7 protein-coding genes and 1 pseudogene are annotated in these 24147 nt (G+C 62.6%); 7 read left to right on the top strand and 1 reads right to left on the bottom strand.

All coding sequences use genetic code 11. The features are described 5' to 3' along the window. The first annotated feature begins 100 nt into the window (after positions 1-100). The 4 genes from E4K65_RS12580 (at position 101) to E4K65_RS12565 (ending at position 21322) form a co-directional block, all read left to right on the top strand. Positions 101-11701 carry a hypothetical protein gene (locus tag E4K65_RS12580; RefSeq protein ID WP_135174426.1) on the top strand — a complete coding sequence of 3867 codons (11601 nt, stop codon included), beginning with the start codon at positions 101-103 and terminating at the stop codon, positions 11699-11701. Between the two features lie 2 nt (positions 11702-11703). Beyond that, complete coding sequence (locus E4K65_RS12575; protein ID WP_135174425.1) at positions 11704-19644, top strand: hypothetical protein; 7941 nt, start codon at positions 11704-11706, stop codon at positions 19642-19644. 302 nt (positions 19645-19946) lie between these two features. Next, positions 19947-20957, top strand: a complete 1011-nt coding sequence (locus E4K65_RS12570; protein WP_135174424.1) for a T6SS effector amidase Tae4 family protein — start codon at positions 19947-19949, stop codon at positions 20955-20957. Beyond that, entirely contained in the window at positions 20918-21322 is a 405-nt protein-coding gene (locus tag E4K65_RS12565) for a hypothetical protein (RefSeq protein ID WP_135174423.1), read from the top strand. Before E4K65_RS12570 ends, E4K65_RS12565 begins: the two co-directional genes overlap by 40 nt. 167 nt (positions 21323-21489) lie before the next feature. Here the strand turns inward: E4K65_RS12565 and E4K65_RS12560 are convergent, their stop codons facing one another. Then, a complete protein-coding gene (locus E4K65_RS12560; RefSeq protein WP_235885598.1) occupies positions 21490-21666 on the bottom strand; it encodes a DUF2158 domain-containing protein in 177 nt (58 codons plus the stop codon). Positions 21667-21948: 282 nt separating this feature from the next. On the opposite strand from E4K65_RS12560, the gene E4K65_RS12555 reads away from it, so the two are divergent. From E4K65_RS12555 to E4K65_RS12545, 3 genes and pseudogenes are all read left to right on the top strand, one after another. Beyond that, positions 21949-22803 carry a type IV toxin-antitoxin system AbiEi family antitoxin domain-containing protein gene (locus E4K65_RS12555; RefSeq protein ID WP_135174422.1) on the top strand — a complete coding sequence of 285 codons (855 nt, stop codon included), beginning with the start codon at positions 21949-21951 and terminating at the stop codon, positions 22801-22803. Beyond that, a complete protein-coding gene (locus E4K65_RS12550; protein ID WP_135174421.1) occupies positions 22790-23707 on the top strand; it encodes a nucleotidyl transferase AbiEii/AbiGii toxin family protein in 918 nt (305 codons plus the stop codon). The genes E4K65_RS12555 and E4K65_RS12550 overlap by 14 nt, the downstream gene beginning before the upstream one ends. Positions 23708-23765: 58 nt before the next feature. Continuing rightward, positions 23766-24114 (top strand): annotated as a pseudogene (locus E4K65_RS12545) (CopG family transcriptional regulator); the annotation flags it as partial. Between the last annotated feature and the right edge of the window lie 33 nt (positions 24115-24147).

Genomic DNA, 24147 nt, shown 5'->3' with positions numbered 1-24147 from the left:
TTTTTAAGCGTGCAGTGCAGCAGCTTTTGAGGCGGATCGGAGGGGCCCGCAAGCAGTTCACCATTTCATTTTTTGTCAGTTCATTTTTGGGGCGTGTCCAATGACAGGGCTGAGGGCATTTGGCGGACCTCTTCCGGGCGGGCTGAGCTGGGAGCTTCAGCTTGAAGGAGACATCGCTTCAGGGGCGCCGGGCAAGATATTCGAGTACGACGGCCCCTCGCCGGAAAAGCTGAACCGCGCGGTATTTCAAATCACGAAGGTCATCGTCAAGGCTGACGTGACTGAACCTGTCAGCGTCGCGTTAGCCAAGCCGATCGACGTTCCGGCCGGATTGATCAAGGAAGACAAGACCGGATTTCGAACGGAGGCCGAACTCAACGGCGAGCTCACCACTGCGCTCAACGCCGCCAAAGCGAGTCTCGTGCGACAGTTTGCCGCTTTGTTGCACGAGGCCCAGCGACGCCTTCAGGTCGTCGAGATTTCGGCGACGGGGGCTGTTTTTCTGGGCGTCGCGTCGCCGTTCGGAAGCGGCAATGCCTTTGCCGGCGGATCAATCAAGCTCAGGCTGCTCGACGAAAGCATGCTTGAGCAGAATCCGCCGCAGATCAAGTTCAGCGGCAGGTGCGAGGTGGTCGGCGGCGCCAGCCTTTCGATTGGCGCCGTCAAGCGATCGGTATCGCTGGTGTGCATCGTCGAGATGGAGACCAGCGCGACATTGCGCATCGACGTGGACGATTTCAACATCAGCCTCCCGGAATTCGAGCTGCCTTCACTCAATCTGCCGTCCATTCACAGTCCGCTGAAGCTGAAGAGCGGGCTGAATGGACTCGCCGGCGCCTTCCACCGGCTGGTGAGCAAGGTTGAAGCGGCGAAGATCGAAGCCAGCTTCGAACAGGATCCTGCTCCGGGGCCGAACGAGGAAGCGCGGCTGGCGCTGCGCGTGAGACCGGGAGGCGCGGGCGGCATCGACTGGGCCGTCGTGACACAGGATCTCGCCGAGGGCGACTGGGCCGATGCCCTGATCGAAGGCAAGCTCGCCAAATTCAAAGCGACAATCAAGCAGAACAAGGATGGCGGCGCGGCGCCGGTGGCCACGTTCGAGGCGATGCGGTTTGCCTCCACGGCGACCAAGCTCGTCGTCGACGCAACCATCACCGTCAGGGATCCACTCGAGGTCCAACCCGGCACGTCTCGCTTCGGGCCACTGGAAGTGTCCTGGGAAGGTCTGACCGTCGTGCCGTCAGTATCGACCGGCGGTGAGTCGTTGTGGGTCGATGTGAGTTTCCGTCGTCTCATTGTCCGGGTTCGCGACGAGCCCACAGCATTTCTCGCCTTCTCCGGAAAGCTCAAGCTGTCCCCAAAAGGCGCCCAGATCACGGAATTACGTCTGGTGGAGCCGTATCCGATCCAGCTGATCGCCGACGCGGCCGCGGCCGTTGCACGCGAAGCGGCTCCGATCGTCAAGATCATGTTCGAGCTGGTCGCCTCCGCCGCCAAGCAAGCCGAAGAGATCATCGTAATCATCGGGAAGATGGCGGCCGCGGTCGCGCGGGCTGCCGTGCTTGTCGCTGGTGAGATCGTCGACAGCGTTGCCGACCTGGTATCCAAGATTCTGTCCGGCATCGCCGAGCTGATTGGAGCGGCGCTGAAAGAACTCAGGAATCTCAGCAAGGACACCCCGAATCTCGTTGTCGAAATCCGGATCGCGACCGACCCGATCGAGCTTAGGCAGGTCTTGATCACCTTGCCGCCGGTCGCGGAGCCGAATCCGGCGACGGGCAGGAAGATCGCGGGCGGTGCGCTCGGCGTGCAGGTGGACATCGACAACGGCTGGCAGCCGGGGCTGTTGATCGACTTCGTCAGCCAGCCCGGCGCCTATCTGACGCTGACGCACGATGTTGTGGCTGCGGGCGCGAAACTGACCGCAGCGAGCCTATCGACCGATCTATGGCTGAAGAGCACGACTGCTGGAGCAAGCACCACAAAACCGGTGCGCGACGCCGACGCGGGCACCGGAGACCGCGCGGCAAAGCCGCTGCTTGAGCTCGACTTGAACCTTCTGGACAGCGCGAATGCGGGCAGCCTCGTCGTTGTCGTTGCCGGACTCAATCGCGGCAACCCGATATTTCTCCAATGTCTCGATGGGGAAGTTACCGACCTTCCACTGCCTGTACCGTCGGCCAGCATCAAGGCCAAAACGGTCTCCGGTGCGTTCGTGCTCAAACCGATTCAGGACAAATTCGACGTCTCCGTCCAGTTCGACAAGAAACGCATCTTGCCGTTGCTGGGCATGGGCGAGCCCGGCATGGAAACGAGCGGTCCGAAACCGCCGAGCTTTCTCGACAAGCTGCAGAACTCACTGTCGAACGTCATCTGGGTCAAAGACACCAACACGAAAGCCAACATTTCCGGCCCGAATCGTTTTGCGGAGGTCGACCTCATTCTGGGTCTCAAGGCCGCCGGCGTTGAAACCGAGGTCACGCTGCAGACCAAGCTCAGCCTCGACAATTTCGACGTCACTGTCGAGGCGGGGAAGCTGTTTCCGATCAAGTCGCGGCGCATCGAGGAGCATGCGCTCGGCCTTGTCTGGGTGGTCGAGCAGAAGAAGGAAGAGGAACGCCTTGCCGACACGCCGGTCGACATGTTCCAGCTGGGTTTCACCGGTGGCCAGAGCGGCTTCGAGCTGAACACGACGAACGCCCGGATGGAGCTGCGTTTCGATGGCCTGTCCTCCGACGGCAAAGGTGTGGTGTTCGACGTCGATATCTTCAAGATCAGCGCCGGTGGCCTCGATCTGAAGGCCAGGGTCCGCGACGCTGCCGTGCAGATGAATGGGATCGACGTGCCGTTCCGCTTCACCGGCGGCTCGCTGGAGATCAAGGCCGGTCGGCTGGTCTCGGCATCGATCGCCGGGCGAGGATCGCTGCCGCCAAAGCTGATCGGCGATGCCGACTGCACCGTGGCGCTGACGTTCGGAGAGGACGCCAAGGAAGGCATCGTGTTGCAATCGGGCAAGGTCGAGCTCGACAAGAAGGGAGACCCGATCGTCTGTCACGCGTCGCGTTTCACGCTCACGATCACCGACCTCGACATCTCCTTCGTCAAGGACAACGGATATCACTTCTACTATCTCGTGACGGGTTCGTTGCGGTTCACGCCGAAATCGGGCGAGTTCGAGAGCGGGCTGCTCCAGTTCCTCGATGGCGTCGAGATGAACCTCGAGCGCACGCCCTTGTCTGCGGATCCGCGGGTTCTGCTCAAGCACATCTCGTTTCAGAAATCGCTCAATCCCAAGAAAACCTTCAGCCTGTTCAATCTCTTCTCGTTCGAAATACGGGGTTTCGGTTATCATCCGGCCTCTCCGAAGTTCGGCGGCGACCCCGCGGTCAACGTATCCGGCCAAATCAAGTTCGTCGAAATCGGCGACATCATGCAGCCGAAGATCGACTTTCACGGCTTGTGGATTGCGCCGCCCGCCAAGGGCCAGTCGCTGCCCCGCATCAGGGCGGACGGGCTGGGTGTCGATCTGAATCTCAAGGGCGCGATCCACGTCCGCGGCGCCGTGCTGGCGGTCGATCCCGGCACGACCGTGGAAGGCACCGAGCTGGCGCCGCCCGGCTACAACACCTACGGCTTCCTGGGGGAAGGTGAGCTGGAGATTCCCGGATTCGGCAACCTTGCCGCAAGCCTGGGTTTTCTCGAACTGGAACGGGAGGATCATCCGGGCGAGCGGCGCAAGTCGTTCTTCTTCTATGCGGAGAAGCGCCAGATGGCGGTCGAAATACCGGCCGTCGTCTGGACCTTCTATCTGCGCGAGGTCGGCTTCGGTTTCGGCTTCCGTTACACGCTCGAGGCGCTCGCCGCAGCCGATCGGGCGACTTCGATTCCAAAGCTGATCAGCGCGCTCGACGACATCTCCAAGCGGCAAGGCGACCTTCACAAATTCTCCGCCTGGCGCCCCGAGGTCGAGGGCGATCACGTCACGCTGGCGCTGAAGGGCGCGATCCAGGCCTATCCGGCGGAGAAGAGTTGGAAGGAAGAAGCGGAGGAAGCGGCAGAAAATCCATTCCTGTTCGATCTCGTGGCAGCCATCCGTTCCGACTTCACCCTTTTCATGGGGCTGCGCGGCTGGCTCGGCACCAACTACATCGACTACCTCAAGGACAAGGACAAGCTGCGGAGCAACCCGGGCCTCCGCGGCTACCTGTACATTTCAGCGCCGCACAAGCGGCTGCTTGCCCGCGGCATAGGCGACAGCCAGGGCTACATCGGCAATCGCATCCCGGCGCTGGCAAAATCCGGCGATTCTGAGCCGCCGCTGCGCAGGGCGCTGCGCTCGATCGACTGGTCAGTCACCCTGTTCATCAAGCCCGGCCTGTTTCACTACGAAATGGGCTGGCCCGACCAACTCGTGGTCCGCCTGATGAACGAGCCCAACATGCGCGTCACGGTGCGCGGCGGCATGATCTTCCGCGCGGCCGATGACGGGCTGTTGTGGGGCTACAACATCGAGGCCGATGCATTTTTCCGTTTCGGCGGGGCGCTTCAGATCGGGCCCGTCGGCGTCGCGGGCGAGGCGACCCTAGACGCGCATCTGGTCGCGCGGGTGATCTGCTATCTGTCGTGGCGGATCAAGGGCTCGCTGATTTATGGCTTGATCGCTCTGGATGCGTCACTGGCGATGTCGATCCGTGCCTGGCTCGAAGTCGACCTCGGCTTCAAGTCCTTCACGATCCGCATCAGCTTCTCGCGCTCGCTGCAGCTTTCGGCCTCGGTGGAGATGGTCATCTCGACTGAAGGCGTCGGTGCCCAGGTGCATGCGCGCGTCGCAATCTCGGCGTTCGGCTGCACGCTCTCGGTCAGCATCGGCTTTACCCTTGGCGCCACCCAGCTCGCGGAAGCCCGCGCCCGTGTGCAGCGCTTCATGGCGATGTCGATCACCGCCGAGGAGCCCGATGCTGCGCCCGTCGCGGCGAGCAGCAGCGGCGACCAGCGGATCGAAAGCGACGCTAAGAATGCCGAAGCTCCCGCAATGGCGCCGCCGCAGGAACAGGTGGTCAAGCCGAATCCGACCAATGCGTCGCTCAAGCCGTCGCAGTACCGGGCTCAATTCGGCGCGGCGACGCAGCCGACCGACTTTTGGCTGGTGCTGCATCGGGTCGGAAGTGGCGATGACTGCTATGCACTGCTGGTGCCGTGCGAACCGGGGAAAGAGATCACGGACCGGTCCAGCTTTTACGCCGCGCCGACGGAGTTCAAGCCAAAGACGGGCGAACGTTCGGAGGATGCGCCCGCTTATCAGCTGCGGGGGCCTGCGGGTGACTGGAATCAGCCCGGCGTCGAGCGTTGGGATGCTGCCACCATCACCTGGCAGCCAGTCAAAGCGGATCCGGCCGATCCTACGACAGCCGGCATCAAGGTCAGGTGGAACAAGCCGGTCCAGACAGAGCAGCCGACGGGCACGGGTCCGGAAAAGTTTACGCTCGCCCATCTGTTCGACGAGTGCTTCCTGACCGACACGGAATGGCGAATCGGCGAGGATGGCGGGCCCTACCGAGTCACGCTGGCGGCGTGGTGTGAGCCGCCGTTGCGCCGGCATGACCGAGCCGAAGACTCCGAAGGTGTCACCGAGCAGGAGCGGATCGCGGCGCGAGACACGGCGCAGCGCGCTCGCGCCGCGACGGCTGCGGAAAATCCTGTCGTCGAGGCCGTTCATCTGGCGCGTTCGACAGTGCTCTCGATGTTCCTGGAGCAATTCGTCGCGCTTCCGGACACCGGTCTGCGCGACGAGGCCTTTGCCCATGTCTCCCATCTCGGGCTGGTGTTCCGCGGCAAGGCCACCGACCTGGCGCGCCTCGCGAACCTCCACATCGAGAAGCTGGAGCGAGACGACAAGGACGAAACCGCCAAACCCGTAGCGAAGTCGGGCAAGATCACGATCTTCAACGGGAAGGACACCTGGTTCGAGGAGCAGGACCCGATTCTCGCATCCGGACGCTCCACGGTGGCGCCGGATGGAATTAAGCTCGACTGGCGGCTGCACTTGGCGTGGTCCGACGGCGATCCCGAGCATTTCCTGCACCATTACGAGATCAGGCGCACGATCGAAGGTCAGGAATTCACACCGCGGATCATGAAGGTCAAGCCCGCAGCCACCATCGGCGGATGCGAAGGCGGTGTCGTCAAGCTGATCCGGCCTGACTGGCAATTCACCGACGACCTCGCTGACATTGCCGCCGATCTGCGCGCCGCGCTGCTGCCGGCACGCGATGAATCCCAGGCACTGCAGGCCGCGATCAATTGGGTCAATCTGATCGGCGGGGACGATTCGATATCCGTCACCTACACGGTGATGCCGGTCGATATCGCCGGTACGCGCGGCTTGCCCAAGAGCTTCTTGGTCGACGTGGCCAAGCCGCGGCCTCCGATCCGCCCAGCGGAAGCTGAATTGCGATTTGTCGTTACTAAGATGGGACAAGGCGTGAAGGGGGACGTCCCCTGGACTTCGGATCTTGCTCCGAAGGGCAATGTCGGGGTCGTGATGGCGCTGCGAGATCCGTTCCGTTCGGAGAAAGATTGGAGCAGCGGCTCCCTGCGCGTGGTGCGCAACTACCGGCTCATCGCCGATCCCGAATCGATACGTCCTTCCGGACATTACGGCACCGATGGCTTGACCGACCGGCGTCTGGGTCCGCCTTCGGGCGTTGGGCCGACCGCCGACGAGCTGATCTGGATTGTCAACTTTAGAGACAAAGATCGCGATCTGTTCCTTGACGTGCGCCGCGGCGGTCCCAACAATACCGACGTTGATTGGATAGAGCCTGACCACGACACGCTTGCCAAGTTTCCGCTGTGGCGGCGGCTCGACGGTCAGACGATCAACGAATTCGACTTGAAGTTCGACAAGAGACCTCCGGTCCGCAAGCTCAACCCGGAAGACAGAGATCCGGAAGGCATTGGCAGTAGCGACGTCTTCTTGGGCAGCCTGTGGCGTCGCGAGAATGGAGATAGGGAGCGCATCGCGACGCGCTTCTCGCTGGAGACGTTCCATACGGTCATGGACGACAGCGATCCGAAGCAGCCGAAGATCGTGGCGACCTTCAATTCAAAGCGGACTCCTGTCGCGATCGAAGTGCGGGTCCAACCCCTCGTTGACGACGGTTCGGGGCAGAACGTCGGTCTGATGCGGCCGGAAGCGTTCGAGTGGCCTGTCCATCTCGACATGCCGCCGCATCTTGCCGGACAGGTTCGCGCCGAATCCGGCTTTGCCCGATTCCGCGTTCCGCCGGTCGGTGCGGTCGGCGGCCTTGACTCGCTGATCGGAGGCGAGCCGCCGGCGCTGGTGCGCGACGCCGACCGGCGCGTGCTGACCCGGATTTCCTTTGCAGCCTCGTCCGGATTTGATGCGAGTTCGGCGACCGGCATCGACAAGATCCACCAGACCGCAGTCGCCGGCTACGACGTGCATGAACTCGACCTTGATGATCTGGCGCGGCTCGATACCAGCACGGTAAAGCTCGAGGAGAACGCCAAGACCTGGCGGCGTGCCCGCCGTGTTGCCCGCGTTGAAAGAGTTTCGCCCGAAATGGCGCGCCTAATGCCGGATCACAACAGGGATTGGCAGGGTTGGCAGGCGCATTACCCTAGCGAAACCTGGCGGCTGCTGAACCGCGGTCAGGGGCGCGACAGGCAATCGCAGCCGATCCGCGCGCCGTGGTATTCGCCGGCTGAATCGACGTTGCATTTCGCCGAACGGGTGCCGCGCATCCGGCTGATGCCGACCGCTCCGGAAGGTGCGGTCACGGATCTGATGCGGAATGGACGACCATTCGCCGTCAGGGCGCAGCTTGTGGCTGCAGCGGGCAGCCGCGCGGAAAAGACCCTGCTCTCGATCGCGCCCTCGCTCGAAGTGGCGTTGACCGGCTGCGGGTGGGAGCGTACGGCTCTGGCGGCTGGCGAAGGTGATCCGGACCGCCTCGCTTTCTATCCGAACGTTGGCCATTGCGAGTTTGGGGCCAACAGCGAAGATCAGAGGTTCTCGGCTCGATTGCTCCGGGAGGCGCTGCTCGGGTTCGGCTGGAAACCGTCTCCGGCCATTGTTGAAATATTCACCGAGGATCGTACCGCACTCGACGGTTTGGCCGTTGAACTTACGGGCCACACATTAATCCGCGGCGCGCACATTGAAACCGGCAAGTGGATCGAGCCGCTTGACTTTAAGACATTCCGTCATCCGCTGCTCGAAGAGGTCATCGGCGAACTTGAATACCAGCTGACGCAAACGGCGTTGTACCGGCGATATGTCGTGACGCCCCAAAGCGTCCAGCCGGGCGATGCCAAGGATTTTGCCGGCTTCCTCTCGGCAACGATTGCCGAGAAGGATCCTTATGGCTGGGCGGCCCTGCATCAGCTCGGGCTTGCCGTGACGCTGAGACTGTATGACCGCGATCAGGACCGCTTCGTCCTGCCCTCGGAGCTCCTCGGCCGGATCGATCCGGTAATGAAGGAGGCCGCCAGACGGTATCGTTCCGTGTTTGGTGACGACAACGCCTTGGGAGACCCCTTCGTGGACGTACTGCTCAAGCCCGGCAGCGATCGGCTGGCGGGGCCGTTCAACGCCGTTCTCTCGACATCGAGCGTCGAAGACGAAACGGCGGGCTTGAATCTCGACGATGATGGACTTGCGATGGCGCAACTGTCACTGCGCCCGCGACGGGCGAAGTGCTGGAAGTACTATCTGCTCGGGATGGGGTGGTCCAAGGGGAATTGGCCATCGGCGCAAATCGCGGCTGGCAATCCAAAGTCCAACTCCAAGATCTGGAAGACCATCAGCATTGCCGGCTACGAACTGTGCTTCGAAAATCAAATCGGCAAGCCCACATTCGAGGTGCTGCGCGTAGCCGACGGCAGGATTGTCGAGGTGAGGCCACCGGAGACGGCGCCAGCGGGGACGCCAGGCCAGATGGAATCGGCGCCCGCGAGCCTGCAGACCACCGCCTGGCCGAAGGGGCGGGTGCTTTCGACCAAGCTCGATCCCGGTCTCAGCCTGTTCTTCCGCGTGGCGGCGGACGAGACGATCGATCTTGCCACAGCCCTCACAGTGAGGGCGCGCATTGTCATCACGACGGCGACAGGCGACAAAGCGGTCGACAGGAAGCAGACGTTCGTCCTCTTCAAGGATCTGAGGCAATTCATCATCGATGAGAGAAAGGACTTCGATCCGCCAGCGGATGACCCCGTTGATTTTCCCGCCAAGCCCTTCGCGGATGAACATGACGACGTGCCGGGTCTGGTCGAACTGAAGTCACCCGCCGCCGTTTCCGAAAGGGTGACGCGCCGCTCGCCGTTCGAGCTGTTCGGAGAGATCAAGGCCGACATCTGGTCGGTCATGGCAGTGGCGGAGGCGAGCCGGCCGGACAATATCGAACCGGGGACGCCGAAATCGACGACAGCGAGCATGGCGGCGTTCGCTTCGCTTCGGCGAAATCTGGGGGCGGCGCTCCCCGACTTTGCCTGGCCGGCGAAGAGTTCCGATGGGCGGCTGGTGCAGCCGACCTACGACGACTACCAGCAGGTAATGGGCGCCTATCTAGGTTGGTCGCAGCGCTTCCTCGATCATGGCGCGGTGGCCGTCGAGGCGCCTGAGCTTCCCTATGGGCTCGCTGCGCCAGTCAAGGCGCAGCCGTGGCATCTGGCCGCCGATTCCGACGGCATGCTGACATTGTCGTTCCTCCATGCCGATCGCTGGGCCCATGCGCGCGCTTATGCGGTGCGGCCGACGCCGCGCTATCAGAACCTTGCGCTCGGCGCCGGTTACTATGGCGACGACCAGGAGGACAGCGAGCGGCTGGTGACGCGCGGCCTCCTCGAAGGCAACAAGGACGACGCCAACAGGTTCAAGAAGCCGATCGGTTACGCGGTCGCCGTATCGCCGCGCACCGAGAGGATCGAGCCGCCGGTCATCCTGGGCTCGCGGCTCACGGGAAGGAAGGACGACGGCAGCTCCGGGGAGATCTGGGAGCTGGTTGTCGCCCGCCACGGCGAGGAGGCGCTCGCCTTCTCCAATCGTTCGTTGTTTGCCCGGCTGGGCACCGAAGGAACGGCCTTGACCTTTGCACGCGAATATCGCGACCGGGACTGGCCGGATCGGCTCAGGCAGGCCAGGGCCGACGACACGTGGCCTGAGGACGTCCAACTCTATCCCAAGCGACTGGTCGGTCCTCTGAAGCGGCCGCTGGGCGACAACGACATCGACGGCAAGACGCTTGGCGAAGTCGCGGACCGCTATCCGTCGCTCTGGAAGGGCGCCGACATCTGGCGCATCGATCAATTGCCGCCCCACTATCGGGTCACGGCACTCGCCGTCGCACGCGCCGGCCTCGTCGTCTCCAACGTCGTATCTGCCGTGCAGGATGAGACGCCGCGACAGCAACTCAAGGGCCGTGAGGTCGAGAAGTTGCTTGGTAACCCTGCTATCGAGATTGTGCGCGATGGCCACGGCAAGAAATCCACCATCCAGGTCGAAGGCGTGCGCCTCATTTCGCACGCCGACCTGACGGTGGAGGAAGCGTGGCCATGGATCGCGACCGATCCGGACGACCACATGGCCCGCAGAGATGTCGTGTGGTGGCCGGACCCGAACGTGACTTACGCCTTGCTGCGCCATGGCGAGGGCACGTCGGGTACAGCAACCGAAAAGACTGTTCTCGAAGAAGAAGACGCGGTGGTGCAATTGGTGGCGCGGCCCGATACGCAGGCCGACGATCAGGCGCCGCCAGTTCCGATTGTCGTGCGCTGCCGTGGGCCTCGGTTCGAGCCGCAAGCGGCAGACACAAAACATGCCGCTGGATGGCCCGCGGTCGCGACAAACGAGATCGATAAAGCGTTCGGACCCGGGCCGGCGAAATTCGGCCGGCAATTCCATCTGGCCTTCTCGCTGGTGCCGCGCGCGGACGGTCTGATCCAGGAGCAAACGGCGCGCTACGTACCAAAGGATCCAGACAGTTCGAAACAGGATCCGATTCGCAAGGATTTCAACGACAAGGCGAATGAATTTGCGCTGCTACGCGCCGAGCGACGATTGATTCTTAAACTCGACTTCGAGGGATTGCCCGACATTGCCGCCGTCAAGAAGCGCTTCGCCGATGCCAGTGATGCTCTTGTCGCTGCCGCCGACACCCTTGACGCGTCGGACGATAACGAACGTCTCGCCGAAGCTTTGAAGGACATGGCCGGCAATTTGAAAGCCGAAGCGGACGCGCTCGCCGGCCCTGCGCTGCCCGATCTCGCATTGTTGAGCGGCGAACGCTACCGGGTGCTGGCGTTGCTGACATCCGCGGCTGACGACGCTGTCCTGCCCCCGATCAATACGACGCTGCCGCTGACGCTTGTGATCGAACGCACCGGCGCGGAAATATTGACTGTCTCTGACCTGCCGACACAGACTGAGGCTGATGGGGTGCTGGCGCTCGATCAGCACCCGTTCGGCAAGAAGGGCGGCGTGTTGTGGCGGCTCTGCCGCGAGCGGCTGTTTGGTGCGGCGGAGGAGTTCAAGATCCGCGCCGTAGACCGGCGAAACGCGATCGACATGTCGAAGCAAAAGGCGGGAAGCCAAGGCCCCGCGCACGACTGGAAGGCAATCGGCGAGATCGAGACCGACGTTGCGCCGCCTGAGTGGGCTGCCTTTGCGAGCGAGGCTTAGTCATGGCCGACCTGATCATCGACGGCGATCAGCCGCAGCTCCGCCAGGTTACGTTGGCGGGCAACGCCGGGCGACATTCCGCGCAGACGACCCAACGTGACGCGCGGTTTTTCTGGGTGTTGTCGGCCACTGCACCCTATTTCGGGCGGAAGAATACATTCGACGAGTTCAACAAGCCGAGCGGCGTCAATGCGGATCATGTCTATCCGCTTCGTCTGCTCACCGCCGACCAGCCTCGCCCCGGGGGCGCTGGCGGTCCTCCGTGGCGGCGGCCGCGCCTGATTGACCTCCATCTGCTGGTCGGCGCCACCAACCCCGCTTACGCAGAACGTGCCGGCGATGCCGATCGCCTGATCTTTTCCTTCTCCCAGACCTCGCGCATCGAGGTGCGGGCGCGGAAAGGGGCTGTGCTCCAGACCTTCGCTGAAGCGGACGAGCCATCGACTGGCGTCGATCCGCGCAAGGCGCCGTTCGTACGCACCGTTGTCGAGCCGCTGCCGGTCGACGATCGGCAGTGGCCGCCGCCCAGCGATGATTCCAAGGACATTCCGATGCCGCCGCTGCGGCTCGTGGCCGGGCGTGTCGGCTTGCGCGCAGTCGTAGAGGCTAGTGGCCATCCTACAGACGGACTGGCCTGGCTTACGAAACTCGGCATCGAATCGACGAAGGAAGGCAACGCGGCCTGGGCCCGTATCTGGCTGGTGCCTGACGGCATCGAGTTCGACGCGCGCTTCAACGTTTTTCCCGGTTCGAGCGGGCACGTGTTACGTGGCAGAGTGCTCCTCTCCGCGGACGAAGACGGCAGGTTTTTCCTGAACCTGATCTCGGCCGCCGCTGGAACGGAAAAAGAATGGCGTGACGCTTGGACGAGGATCACGCCGGCCGTTCGCGAAAATCGCGAGGACTATCTGCTGGGACTGAAATTCGCTGCCGCGCACGACGGCAGCATCCCCGGCTTCCGCTGGTCCGTGACGATGCAGAACGGCGTTCCCAGTGCGCTCGGCGCGCTGGAAGTACCCCAACGCGCGCTGCGCGTCGAAATGGTCAGTCCCAGTGAGAATGGCGACATCGACGGCGTCGCGCCGCTCGCGACTGGCTGGGTCGTAGCCACCGAAAGCGCCGGCAAGGTGACATTCAAGTTCGGCCAGCCGGCCACGGCCACGGCGCCGTCTGCCCTGAAGGTCGCCTGCCTGCCGAAGTCAATCGCGGCAACGTTCGGAACGTTGCAACCGCTTGGTATTCATGTTGACCAGCTTGCCACCAATTTGCGCGCTGCTTACGGTCTTGAGCACCCGCCCCCTGTGCCGCCGGTCGAAGCCGGTTCGCCGGCGGGAGCAGCCTTCGCTCGACCGCTGCTTCCTGCGTTCGTGCCGCTGGCTGACGGCTGGCTGCAAATGCCGGTGCCCAATCTCGGCCCGCGCGACACCAACCAGGACCTGAACCTCACGGTGAGCGCGCCGGAGAAGCAGAAGACGTCGATGTTCGGTGACGGCTTCCTCCGCCTAAAGCGCCTCGGCTTACCCCCGAGGGTGCTTTCAACCGGAGGCGAATTCGGTCCCGGGTCTCAAACTCCCTGGGCAGTGACAGTCGCAAAACCCGCCGCCCTTTACGGTATCGTCGAAGTAGAACCGGCCAACGATCCCGATCCGCACCCTGGTGCGCCTGCAGCGGCACTTCTGGCCAAAGCCGACATCTGGATCGACGATTTCAGTCTCTCCGCACGCGGGCTGGTCTGGCTATCGGCGGACCGACCGGACGCGTTCGAGGCGCTGCCGCGGCTTGGCGCAGGACCGGGCTCCTTCATCGACCTCGCGTTCGAGAGCGGCGCCCAGGATCTCCTTCGGGTCAATGTGTCCACGCTCGCGATCACCGCCACGCGGGTTGACGACAAGCCCCAGTCGAACCCGATGGAGGTGGAGCAAGTCGATCTGGCCATCGATTTCAAGGTCAAAGGCAAAGGAAACCGCTGGATCGAAGAGCTGCTCAGGCCGAAGGAGGGGCGGGCCGCCTTGCAGGCGGCTGTCACCGTCGTCGACGGCAAGACGGTAGCGGGCGCCCTGGAGGCTGCCTTCGTCGCCAAAGCGGTGCCGCCTTGGTCTCCGGTTGTCTGGCGACGTCACCACACCATTCCGCTTGCGGCCGCGATGCCGATGACGCGCGCTGCGGCAGGTGGGGTGAGACCGCTCGAGAGTCGCGATCTGATCCCGTTCGCCCTTGAGACCAAGGCCGCGGGAGAGGAATGGCTGAGGCTCGCAACGCTTCGCGTGGTCAAAGACAATCCTTTTGCCGAGCTGGTCGACGCCCCCTTGCGCTACAAGCTCATCAGTTCCTGGCCCACAGATCCCGGCGCTGACGAGACTGGTAGTCCGGATCGAGGCATTGCTTTCGCGGCGCTCGGTCTGCCGGGGGTCGAGCTGCGGCCGCTTCCGGATGCAGGCCTTCACAACCCCGTTCCGTATCACGCCTCGCTCCGCTTCGATCTGCCCGCGCTCGACGAAGCTTTTGCGACTGCGCCGTTGCCTCCGCAACCGGGAGGGCCTGCAAGCAAGGAGGAGCGCGAAACACCGCCGCCGCGGCCGGCAGCCACTGCGCTCGATTGGCCGCTTCTCGCCGAGTTCTGGAGCGACCAGGAGCGCAAGCACCAGAATTCGCGTGTCGCCGACAGCTATATGATGCCGTTCAGGCCGGTCGATGTCGATGCCGACCACGCGAAGGTCGATGTGAAGACGCTTGTCAAAGGTCTGACCTGGGGCGGTGTCCCCATTCAAGTCGGCACCAAGGTCGTTGGCGGCGAGCTGCCCTATGGCAGTCTGTCGATCGACAACGGCGGCGCGTTGTCCGGAAACGACGTGCTCAGAGGATTCGACGGAAAATTCACGCCGAACCTGACGACCCGGATCTTACAGAACAATGGCGGCCCCCTCGAAGTGCTGGGGTTCAGTCCGGCCACTTTCAGAGACCCGGCCGGCGGTGACGACTATTTCGATCTCGACAATCGCCTCACCGGAATCAAGCCTCCCGCGGAGACTCCCGTTGGTCTCCTGTCTCGACCGGTGATGCTGCCGGATAGGAAAGTTCGGCGCCTGGTCTCGCTATTGACGCCCGTGTCGATCGGCTTAACGGCGAACGGCATCGCGCGGAGCTTCCGGTTCTGGTTCAAGGACGTGCTGTTCGAGGACAACAAGGCGTTGCTCGACGCCGGAGGCGAGATCGCCTTCGACATCTGGAATAACGAGCAGAAGCTGGCTGGCGCCGGATTCGAATGGCGGCTGGTGCCCGCCAACCCGCTCGATGCGGAGCTGGCTTTCCGGCTTGGCCGCAGCCAGATTCCGTTTTTTGGCTTCTGGCTGGAGCCGCTCCGGCTCACGGCGCTTTCTCTGAAGAACGACAAAGTTTCCTCGGCTTCGATATCGTGCCGGCTGACCCTTGGCGAACAGGTGGGTCTGCCGAAGACCGGTCTCAACCTGGTGACGCTCAGCCTGACCTTTGACGATCAAGGGCAATGCACTCGCGCGAGCTTCAGCGATCAGCTGCTGCAGTTTTCGTTCAACGTTGCCGACAAGCGGAATCCGCGGCGGCAGGTTGTCGTTAACGCCAAGATCAAGCCGACCGAGAGCTTCGTCTTCGATCTCGCGGTCGCCGGCTTTTCCGTGGACGTTGCGGGCGTCGGCATCACATTCGACTCGGCCTCGGTGGTGTTTGCGGAGGATACCCAGGACGGTCTGTGGGGCGAAACCGTGCGCTTCACTGCAGCCGTGCAGGAGAGCCATCCGGCGCCGGGACAAGGGCGGCTGCGGGTGACCAAGGCGTTGCTCGAGGCGGGCTTGCGGCTTCGGCCAACCGCTCCGCCCCGCCTGATCCAGAGGCCGGCGTCGCTCGCACTGACCTACCAGATCGAGATCGTGCCGCGCGGCGAGGAGCCAACATCTCCGACGGGCTCATTCGGCATTGAGCTGGACAACGAGGGCGCCGGCCAAGTCTCTTTCTTCGGACAGAGCGTTACGCTTGCGGCGGGATCCATCATCGAGGGTGACGGCGCTCTGGTGATGGCGATACCCGAGACCCGGATTGCCACGTCATGGAAAGCATCGCTCGGCCTCGTTGCGCGGTTGCGCAAGGGCGCGACGTCAGGCACGGGCGATCTCGTATTTGGATATTGCGAAGGCGAAGGCGTCGCGCAGGAGCCGTCCGTCACGCTGGGCAAGGCGATCGATGCCAAGGGTGCCAGGCTGCAATTCAGCCTCTCGAGTGCGGGCTCCGGAGCGGACTGGAAGGGCACGGCAGCGGTGACAGGCAAGGTCACCGCAAAGAATGCCGTCAACTGGCCGTCGATCGGCTGGGGATCGACGCCGCCGACCATTCCGCTGCCGGGCGATCCAAAGCAGAACAACGGGCGGATCACCGTCAGGCCGGGAGCGGCGGTCGACGCATCACACGTCGTCACCTGGACATTCCTGGATCATCGGCTCGACCTCGCTCTGGCGGCCGCGATTGCCGAGAAATCCCCCACCGCCTGCTGGACCACGTTGGTCACCGCGCGCCACGAGCTCAGTCGCGGCGGCAAGACATTGAGTTGGACCGGGGCCGAGACCATAGCGATCGGGTATCCGAAAGCGATGATTCCGGCGGCCCCGGCGAATGACGGTGACTTTGCCAAGGACTCCACGACATTCGCCGCGCGCTACCGGGGCAAGATCGTGAAGAGCGAGTATGTCCTTCCCGACAGGGAGCCCGGCATGCACAGGCCAGGCCTCGGCGCGGTCGCCACCGTGCTGCAGGGCACGCTCGGTGCGGCCTTTCGCAAAGCATTCTGGAAGGAGCCTGCCGAGGGCTTGATGGTGTTGGGTGGTTTCCTCGGCGCGCTTCGGTTGGGCGCCGCGGACTCGACCCCGCTGCTGCGTCTGCCGGTACTGGCGGGCCTGGATGCCGGCAAGATCAAGCAGATCGTGCCCGGCCTGGGTCTCGAATTGTCCTGGACCGACGGCCCGGCCACGCGGCTGCTGGCACTGACCAGGCCGGGGGCGCCGTCGCCCGCCGATGCCTCGCTCGACGCCTTGCGCGCCGCAGCACTGGCGGGATCTTTGCCGTTGCCGCCGTCGAGCGATGGCAGCCGCTTGGACGATCCCACCGGCGCGGTGCTGGTCGAGCAGAGCTACGTCAACGCCGATCTCACCAGCGCGGCGGATCTTGCGACCACGCCATTCTTCCTCGCTTCCGCGATCACGGTGGAGCGCATCTTCAGGTTGGCAGACGCATCGCTGCCGGCCCAGGTCGGAGCGCTGTCCCTCGTCGCCGGCGCCTCGATCTTGCGCAAAGGCAAAGGGAAATCGTCACTGTCGGTGGCAACGGCCATGGTGCTGCGCGACACGGACCTGCCGGCATCGCCGAAAAAACTTTCGCCGCGTTTCGCGCTGGTAGGAGAGAATTTGACGGTTGCCGACTGGACGGGGCCATTGTCAGGAAAGAGCGATACCAGCCCGATTCCCGTGTTGAATGGACTCGCGGTTGCGCGCGATAGTATTCCGCGGGTCGCATTCGTCGCCGCTCCGGCTTCCGGCGCAGCCGTCGTGACAACCTATGCGCCGCATGCATTTCCGCCGGCGATCGTCGATGTGCCGCCAATCCCGGCAAGCTCGATCGCGTCCTTTGCTGATCACGGCCGTGGCGCGGTTGCGGTCCCCGGCATGACCGAGCCGCTCCGCTGGCTGGCTCCGCCGACCGAAGGAGCGGGCACGCCGATTCGCGACTACGAAAAGGATCAGCATGGAGACAAGGGTTCGGGCCTGGCGGGCCTGACCCGGCGCGTCCGTCTTCCTGCTCATACCGGCGCGAAGATCGGCCTCGCGGCGACGGAGACCGAGACATCAACAGAGACCGAGCGCGATTTCGTCTGGCTTTCGCAGACGCAGGTGCCGCTCTATCTGCAGCTCCAGACGAAAGGTCTCAGGGGGCCGCCGATCGGATGGTTGACGCCGGCGGCGCCGCTGGTACGGCTGCCGGTCATCGGCGACGTGCTCCAAGCGATCCGCGCCAGCAACGGCAACGACGATGCCGTGCCCGCGGGCCGCAGCCGCGAGGTTCAGCCATTTCTTCCGCAGGAGCTGAGTGCGGCGTCCGTCGGCGAGCGCGCCGGAATCATGACCGTACGGCGCGCGCGCCTGCTCAGCGGCCTTGGCACGATCGCCATGTTCGATCCCATGTATGCGCGGTTTGGCCGGCCGGCGCAGGGCGGCTCCTCCTTCGTGCGCCAGCTCAGGACGCCGCGGCCGGCGCGCCTGCCGGCCAATACCGGCAGCGCGCTGAAGGATCGGCGGATCGAGTCATCGCCGGTCGATCCCACGACTCCGTTTACGGCGGTGATCGGCTCGGCCGACATTGTCGAGGGTGTCAGTGTCGGGTCGAAGAAGAAGTACGGAGCCTGGTCGATCAGCATCGTTGCCGCGCCCGAATGGAAGAGCACCACCTCCGATCTGTGGGACGGCACCATCAGGCTGGTGTGCCGGTTGATTGTCGTCTCGGAAGAAACGCCTGTGGCGCCGCCTCGCGAGTTGCTCGGGCAGGTCTTGATCAAGGGCGTGGCCGGTAAGCTCGAGACGCGCGGCATGTTAAGGCTTGGAAAAGCGATCATTCCGTTCGCGCAGGCAAGTTTCACGACGACGAAGGACTGGACGCCGCATGCTACGGTGCCAATGAAGACCTTCCGCGCCGAGATCGCCGTCACCCTCATTCCAAGAGGCGCGACACGGCAGGTTGCGAATCCGGACATCGCGGCGGCTTTTTCCGTTCCTGGGCCACTGCCAGCCGCGGAAATTCAGTGGACCGTTCATCCCTCGTCGGCCCGCGACACCAGCGTGGTCACGCAGGATGGCGCATTGCCACTCACGGTCGCCGATCCAGCTCAGCCGGAACTTGCGCAGGGCTCCGACCGCGCGCCCATCACGCTACGCATGTCGCTGTATCCAGTCACCGCGATCCGCGGCGCCCTGCCGCTCACACCCGCAACCTTGCTGTTTGCCGACCCTGCCTATGATCGCGATCTCGCGAGCCCGCCGTCCGCCGACGGCAGGAGGCTTGAACTCACCGATGCCGCCAGGCAGCTCTTGCCTAGCGGCCGCGGCGATCTCAAGCTCGTCCTGACGGCGGATCGCGGCCAGCTCAACCGTCGCGGCACCGTGACCTTCATGCTCGACGCTCGCTTCGAGCGGCCAATGGACGATATCGCGCAGGCTGTTGCCGAAGCGAACGGAGTGGCTTCGGGGGGCGATCTCATGAAGGTGCAGCCAAACGAGGCCGCTGCCTCGATGCGGCTCGAGCTGCAGCCAAAGGGCGAACCGTCACGCCCGTTGCGCTTCGCCAAGGACCAGGTCGAGATCAAGCTCGGCAACGTCTACGAACTACCGCTTGCCGCCGTCACGGAAACTGATGGCACGCCCGCCCGGTTGTCGGCCGGGGACATTTTGGTGATGGAGACGGCTCTGAACGGTGTTGCCACCGCCTTGCTTTGGAACTCGGTCAGCGCAAGTGCAACGGCTCCAGTCGACCTGCTGCCCAAGCCACCGGCGACTCCCACTGCGCCGAGGGAGATCCCCTCGTGCAGCCTTCGCTTCGTGCTGACCGACGATCCCGTGATCGAGCCGCCACCGGCTCTCTATGCGGCGCTTCTGCGCACCGGAGAAGGAGGCGCTTCGCGCTTGTCGGTGCCGCTGCATGCCCAGTCGCCGCTACCGTGGAGGGTTGACCTTGTGGACCCGGCGCGGGACTTTCGGCAGGGCATGATGCGCCGCCACGCCGCCTTCGTCTGGACCCTGGTAAGGCCGAGCGCCGATTTCAAAAGAAATTGCATCTTCGTGATCAAGGCTGATCGCAACGGACAGACTTATCTGCCGGAAAGCGAAAGCGAATTCCTGAAACCTGAAGAAGATAAATCTCTAGCGCCGAGCTGATCGAGGTGCCTGATAGTTCCCTTGTGAACGATGGAGGTCTCGTGACCTTCTGCTGGAGTTCAGGTTCAAGAATTGTTCGTGCGACCAGGAATTTGGAAGTGCATGACCGGGCCTCGCAACGATCGTCGTCGCCGGTGCGGAATATTGGCGATAGATTGCCTATACGGCGGGCCCGCGTGGCCGCGGCTGGGTCGTCGTGATCGGTGATCCAGTCCTCGTCCGGTCAATCCGCCGGTGAAGAAGATTCGCTACAATCAGAATGTGTTCACTTACAGCGTGAATGAGCAAGGGGAGATCGAGAAATGGTCAAAATCGTCGTGGCGGCCTCCGGCGACGCGGTTTCCGTCGGAACCGAGCTTGATCGACGCGCCAGCATTGCCGGTCGGATCGTCGCGGAGCATGGATGCGACCTGCTGACCGGCGGTGGGGGCGGCGCGATGGAGATTGTCGCAAAATCGTTCTGCGGGACGCCGCTCCGGGTCGGACGCTCGATCGGAATCATTCCGGGAAGCGCGCAAGGCTTTGCAGGAGCAAAACTCGGAAACGTGTCGCCATACGCGCTCACTCCGAAATCCGGCTATCCGAACCGGTGGATCGAGCTCCCAATCTTCACGCATCTTCCCGGCACGGCGCCAAAGAGTGCCGATTCGCGCAACATCATGAACATGGCCTCGGCCGATGTGGTCATCGTTCTGAAGGGCGGTGAAGGTACCCAGGCCGAGCTCGAAATTGCTTTGGGTCTCGGAAAGCGGGTGATCGCCTTTGTCGCTCCCGAGGAGCGTATCGGAAATTATCAGGCGGGCTCGCTTCCGAAGGACGTGATCGTGGTACCCGATGAGCTCTCGTTGCAGGACGCCCTGCGCGACATGCTCTCGCCGTTTGCTCAGGCGAGGCCTGCATTTTCGGCCATCCGGGGCGTCTACAAGACGGATCCGACACAGATTCATAACTGTACCATGCACTTTCCCAACACCTGTGCGATTCGCATGAGTGAGGCTCTGGACAAGACGGTCACTGGAATCAAGGAGAAATTTGCCAACAGCGGAGTCAACCTTTGCCCCCACAATTTCGTCCGTGGCGCCGGCGATCTGGCTGGCATTCTGCGCAAGGCGGAGGTGTTCGGTGTTCACGACATTGGGGTGAGTGCGCCGGGCACCGCCCCCGCGAGCGTTCAGGGAAAGAAGGGGCTGGTTGCCTACCTGAACATTCCTGATTTCCCGGGGCAGGGCCATATTGACCTGTGGGACGGCAGCAATCCCGTCGGAGCCGACTATTGGAACGCCGATCCCATCTGGTTCTGGAAATTGCCGTAGCGTCTTATGACCTATTGATCGGCTCGACCTGGCGACGGGCTCAGACACCTCTCGCGCTTGTTCCCAAGCTGCATACGAGGGCAGGAAACGTCCAACAAAACGTCCAACATTTCGTTCAACACGTTCCGAGAATGCCCGACTTTCTCACCCGCCGTCATGGCGCCTGGCAGTTCGTTCGTCGCGTATCGGTTGAGTTCGCGAAGCTCGATCGTCGCCGTGTCATCAAGCATTCAACGCGCATCAAGATCGCCGATGATCGCGCGGGGCGGCGGGCCGTGCGAGTCGCGCAGCAGCTCAACGAGCAGCTTGAAATCTTCTGGAAGGGACTCGCGAAGGGGCATCGGACAGAGCAGCTCCACAATTGAGTCGGCGCGACAGCGCACGCGCTCGCTGGGGTTCACCTCGGAGAGTGTCCGAGAATAGCGCTTCCAACGCCATCGCGTCGCGTCGGGCGCAGGTGAGTTCATCTATGTCTTGGGAGGCGTAACGGTCGATGCCGATGAAGAGACCGCGAAACGCCATGATGCACCCTTTAGGACCTGACGATCCCGACCGAGAATGCCGTGTTCGGCTTCTCGGCCTTCTCAAGCACGACATGGGAGAAGCTCTTTTGCTGAGCGATCTGCTTGTTCCCAACCTTCTCGAACCAGACGCACCAAACCGCCGCTTCTCTGGAGCATTGCCGTGATGCCCACTTTTCGACCGTCATCACGGGCCCCCTGATTTCACTCGAACCAGGTCGCCCGGTTTGAATTCACTGCCTTCCATCTTCATCTCTTTCGAGTTGCATTGAGCTGCCGGGTCTTGGCATTTTTAACATCAATTTGTTCTTTATTTGTTCCTCTCGCAACTGGTCCTGAATCGTCGTCCACAGGATGCGTCTTTGTAGAAAGGATTGGTTTGGATAGGCTCATAAAAATCAATTAATGGTTGATTAACGGAGACAATTTCAAACTAACCCAAGGTTTGAAAATATGCTAATATATCAATCATGGATAGACAAAAAGGCCAACTCCTAAACCAGCTCGACAAGCTCCTGCCTGAGGGGCTTGTCGTGGATTCCGCCTGGCTCAAGCGGCACGGCTACTCCACCCAGCTCCAACATCTGTATGTGACGCGTGGCTGGCTCGAACAGCCAACCCGCGGGGTTTTCCGGCGACCGCGCTACGAATTGAGCTGGCAGCAGGTCGTCATATCCCTGCAGGGCATCCTAAACTATTCACCGCTCGTCGTGGGCGGGCGAACGGCGCTCGAACTACAAGGATACGCTCACTACCTGCCGCAAGCGACGACTCGCGTTCACCTCTACGGCCCCAAGTCTCCGCCATCCTGGGTGAACAAGCTGCCGCTGTCCGTGAAGTTCGTCTACCACAACGACCGGCGGCTCTTCAAAAACGAACCCGTCGCGAAGGGCATAAGCAGTGTCCGCTGGAATGTCGAAACCGGGAAGATGCTCGATGATACGGCTTTTCGGGGAGGTGACGTAACTCAACTAAACTGGGGCCAATGGGACTGGCCTCTAACCCTGTCGACGCCCGAGCGCGCCGTTTTCGAACTGCTCGACGAATTGCCCAACAACGAAAGCTTCGAACAGGTCGATGCCCTACTCGCTGGCCTTGCCAATCTTCGCCCCGATCGCTTGCAAAAACTCCTGAAGGATTGCGCAAGCGTTAAGGTGAAGCGTCTCTTCTTTTACTTCGCCGACCGTCACAACCATGCCTGGCTCAAACGGCTTAACAAGCAAACCGTCGATCTTGGGCATGGTAAACGCATGCTCGTCAAAGGTGGTGTTCTCGATCCAACCTATCAGATAACGGTGCCGGGAGATCTCCATGGCGTTCGCTGATGCTTACAAAAAGCAGGTCGCGCTGTTGCTGCGCGTTCTCCCACTTGTCGCCGAAGAGAAATGCTTCGCCCTGAAAGGCGGCACCGCGATCAATCTTTTCGTCCGCAACCTGCCGCGCCTCTCGGTCGATATCGATCTAACCTATATTCCTGTCGCGCCGCGAGCTGAATCCCTTTCCGACATCGATGCAGCCATGAAGCGCATCGTTGCAGAGATTAAAGAGAAGATCCCCGGGGCGCAGGTCCATGAGACCCGTAAAGAGGGCACGATCGTCAAACTGGTGGTTCGCTCACAGAACGTCCAGATCAAGATTGAAGTCACGCCTGTGCTGCGTGGCTGCGTCTTCGAGCCGGTCGTGACTTCGGTGCGTCCCGCCGTCGAAGAGGCGTTTGGTTTCGCGGAGGCTCGCACGGTCTCTTTTGCTGACCTCTATGGCGGAAAAATTGTCGCCGCTTTGGATCGCCAGCATCCGCGTGATTTGTTTGATACTCGCGACCTGCTGGCCAATGAGGGAATTACCGATGAACTCCGCAAGGCCTTCATCGTCTATCTCTTGAGTCACGACAGGCCGATGTTCGAGGTACTTGGCTCGCCACAAAAAGATATCAGCGATGAATTTCTCCACGGCTTCGAAGGAATGACGGACAAGCCCGTTTCAAAGGACGAGCTGGTTGCCGCGCGCAAGACCCTGGTCGAAGAAATTGTCGGTAAGATGCCAGAGGCTCACCGAAAATTTCTAGTATCGTTCGAGCGCGGCGAGCCTGATTGGGATCTCCTCGGCATCCCCGCCGCCGCCGATCTGCCTGCCGTCAAATGGCGTCAGCAGAATCTCGACAAGCTATCGAAGGAAAAGCGCGCAGAGCTCGTTGCGGCCCTGGAAAAAGTCCTCAAGTCTCGCGTCTAGCTTACCGGCGCGACATGCCTTTCAGCTCCGCCCGACGCCTGGCGACGAGGTGTCGCGTCGCCGCGAGCAATCGCTGTCGCTCATCGCCGAAGCCGCCATCGCGTCCTTCCTGTCCCCCGACGCCGACGAGCGACGGGAGGCCCCTATTGCCAAGCGACTTGATCAGGTCGATCGCCGCATTGCGCGGCTTGAGCGCGACATCGGGGTCTCGGTCGAGACCTTAGCGTTGTTCGTTCGCTTCTAGCTCACGACGACACCGCCGCTTCCCGAGCCCGCTGCAAAGGCGGCGAGGGCGCAGGGGGGCGCGGTGGGACAATTTCGTTGCGGCACTCGGGCGACCGCTCAGTCAAAGGCCGAAGCTGCGACAGGAGATCCCGGACGATATTCAGAAGGACGAGCATTCGTGAGGGCAGTCGCTCAAAGCCCGCTAGACGAACAAT

The sequence above is a fragment of the Bradyrhizobium niftali genome (assembly GCF_004571025.1).
GTDB lineage: Bacteria > Pseudomonadota > Alphaproteobacteria > Rhizobiales > Xanthobacteraceae > Bradyrhizobium > Bradyrhizobium niftali.
This window is presented reverse-complemented; position numbering and strand designations above follow the sequence as displayed.

What these genes read in the sequence shown, in the direction of transcription:
- E4K65_RS12580 (WP_135174426.1), top strand. Translation starts at nt 101, where the DNA reads ATGACAGGGCTGAGGGCATTTGGCGGACCTCTTCCGGGCGGGCTGAGC.
- E4K65_RS12575 (WP_135174425.1), top strand. Translation starts at nt 11,704, where the DNA reads ATGGCCGACCTGATCATCGACGGCGATCAGCCGCAGCTCCGCCAGGTT.
- E4K65_RS12570 (WP_135174424.1), top strand. Translation starts at nt 19,947, where the DNA reads ATGGTCAAAATCGTCGTGGCGGCCTCCGGCGACGCGGTTTCCGTCGGA.
- E4K65_RS12560 (WP_235885598.1), bottom strand. Translation starts at nt 21,666, where the DNA reads ATGACGGTCGAAAAGTGGGCATCACGGCAATGCTCCAGAGAAGCGGCG.
- E4K65_RS12555 (WP_135174422.1), top strand. Translation starts at nt 21,949, where the DNA reads ATGGATAGACAAAAAGGCCAACTCCTAAACCAGCTCGACAAGCTCCTG.
- E4K65_RS12550 (WP_135174421.1), top strand. Translation starts at nt 22,790, where the DNA reads ATGGCGTTCGCTGATGCTTACAAAAAGCAGGTCGCGCTGTTGCTGCGC.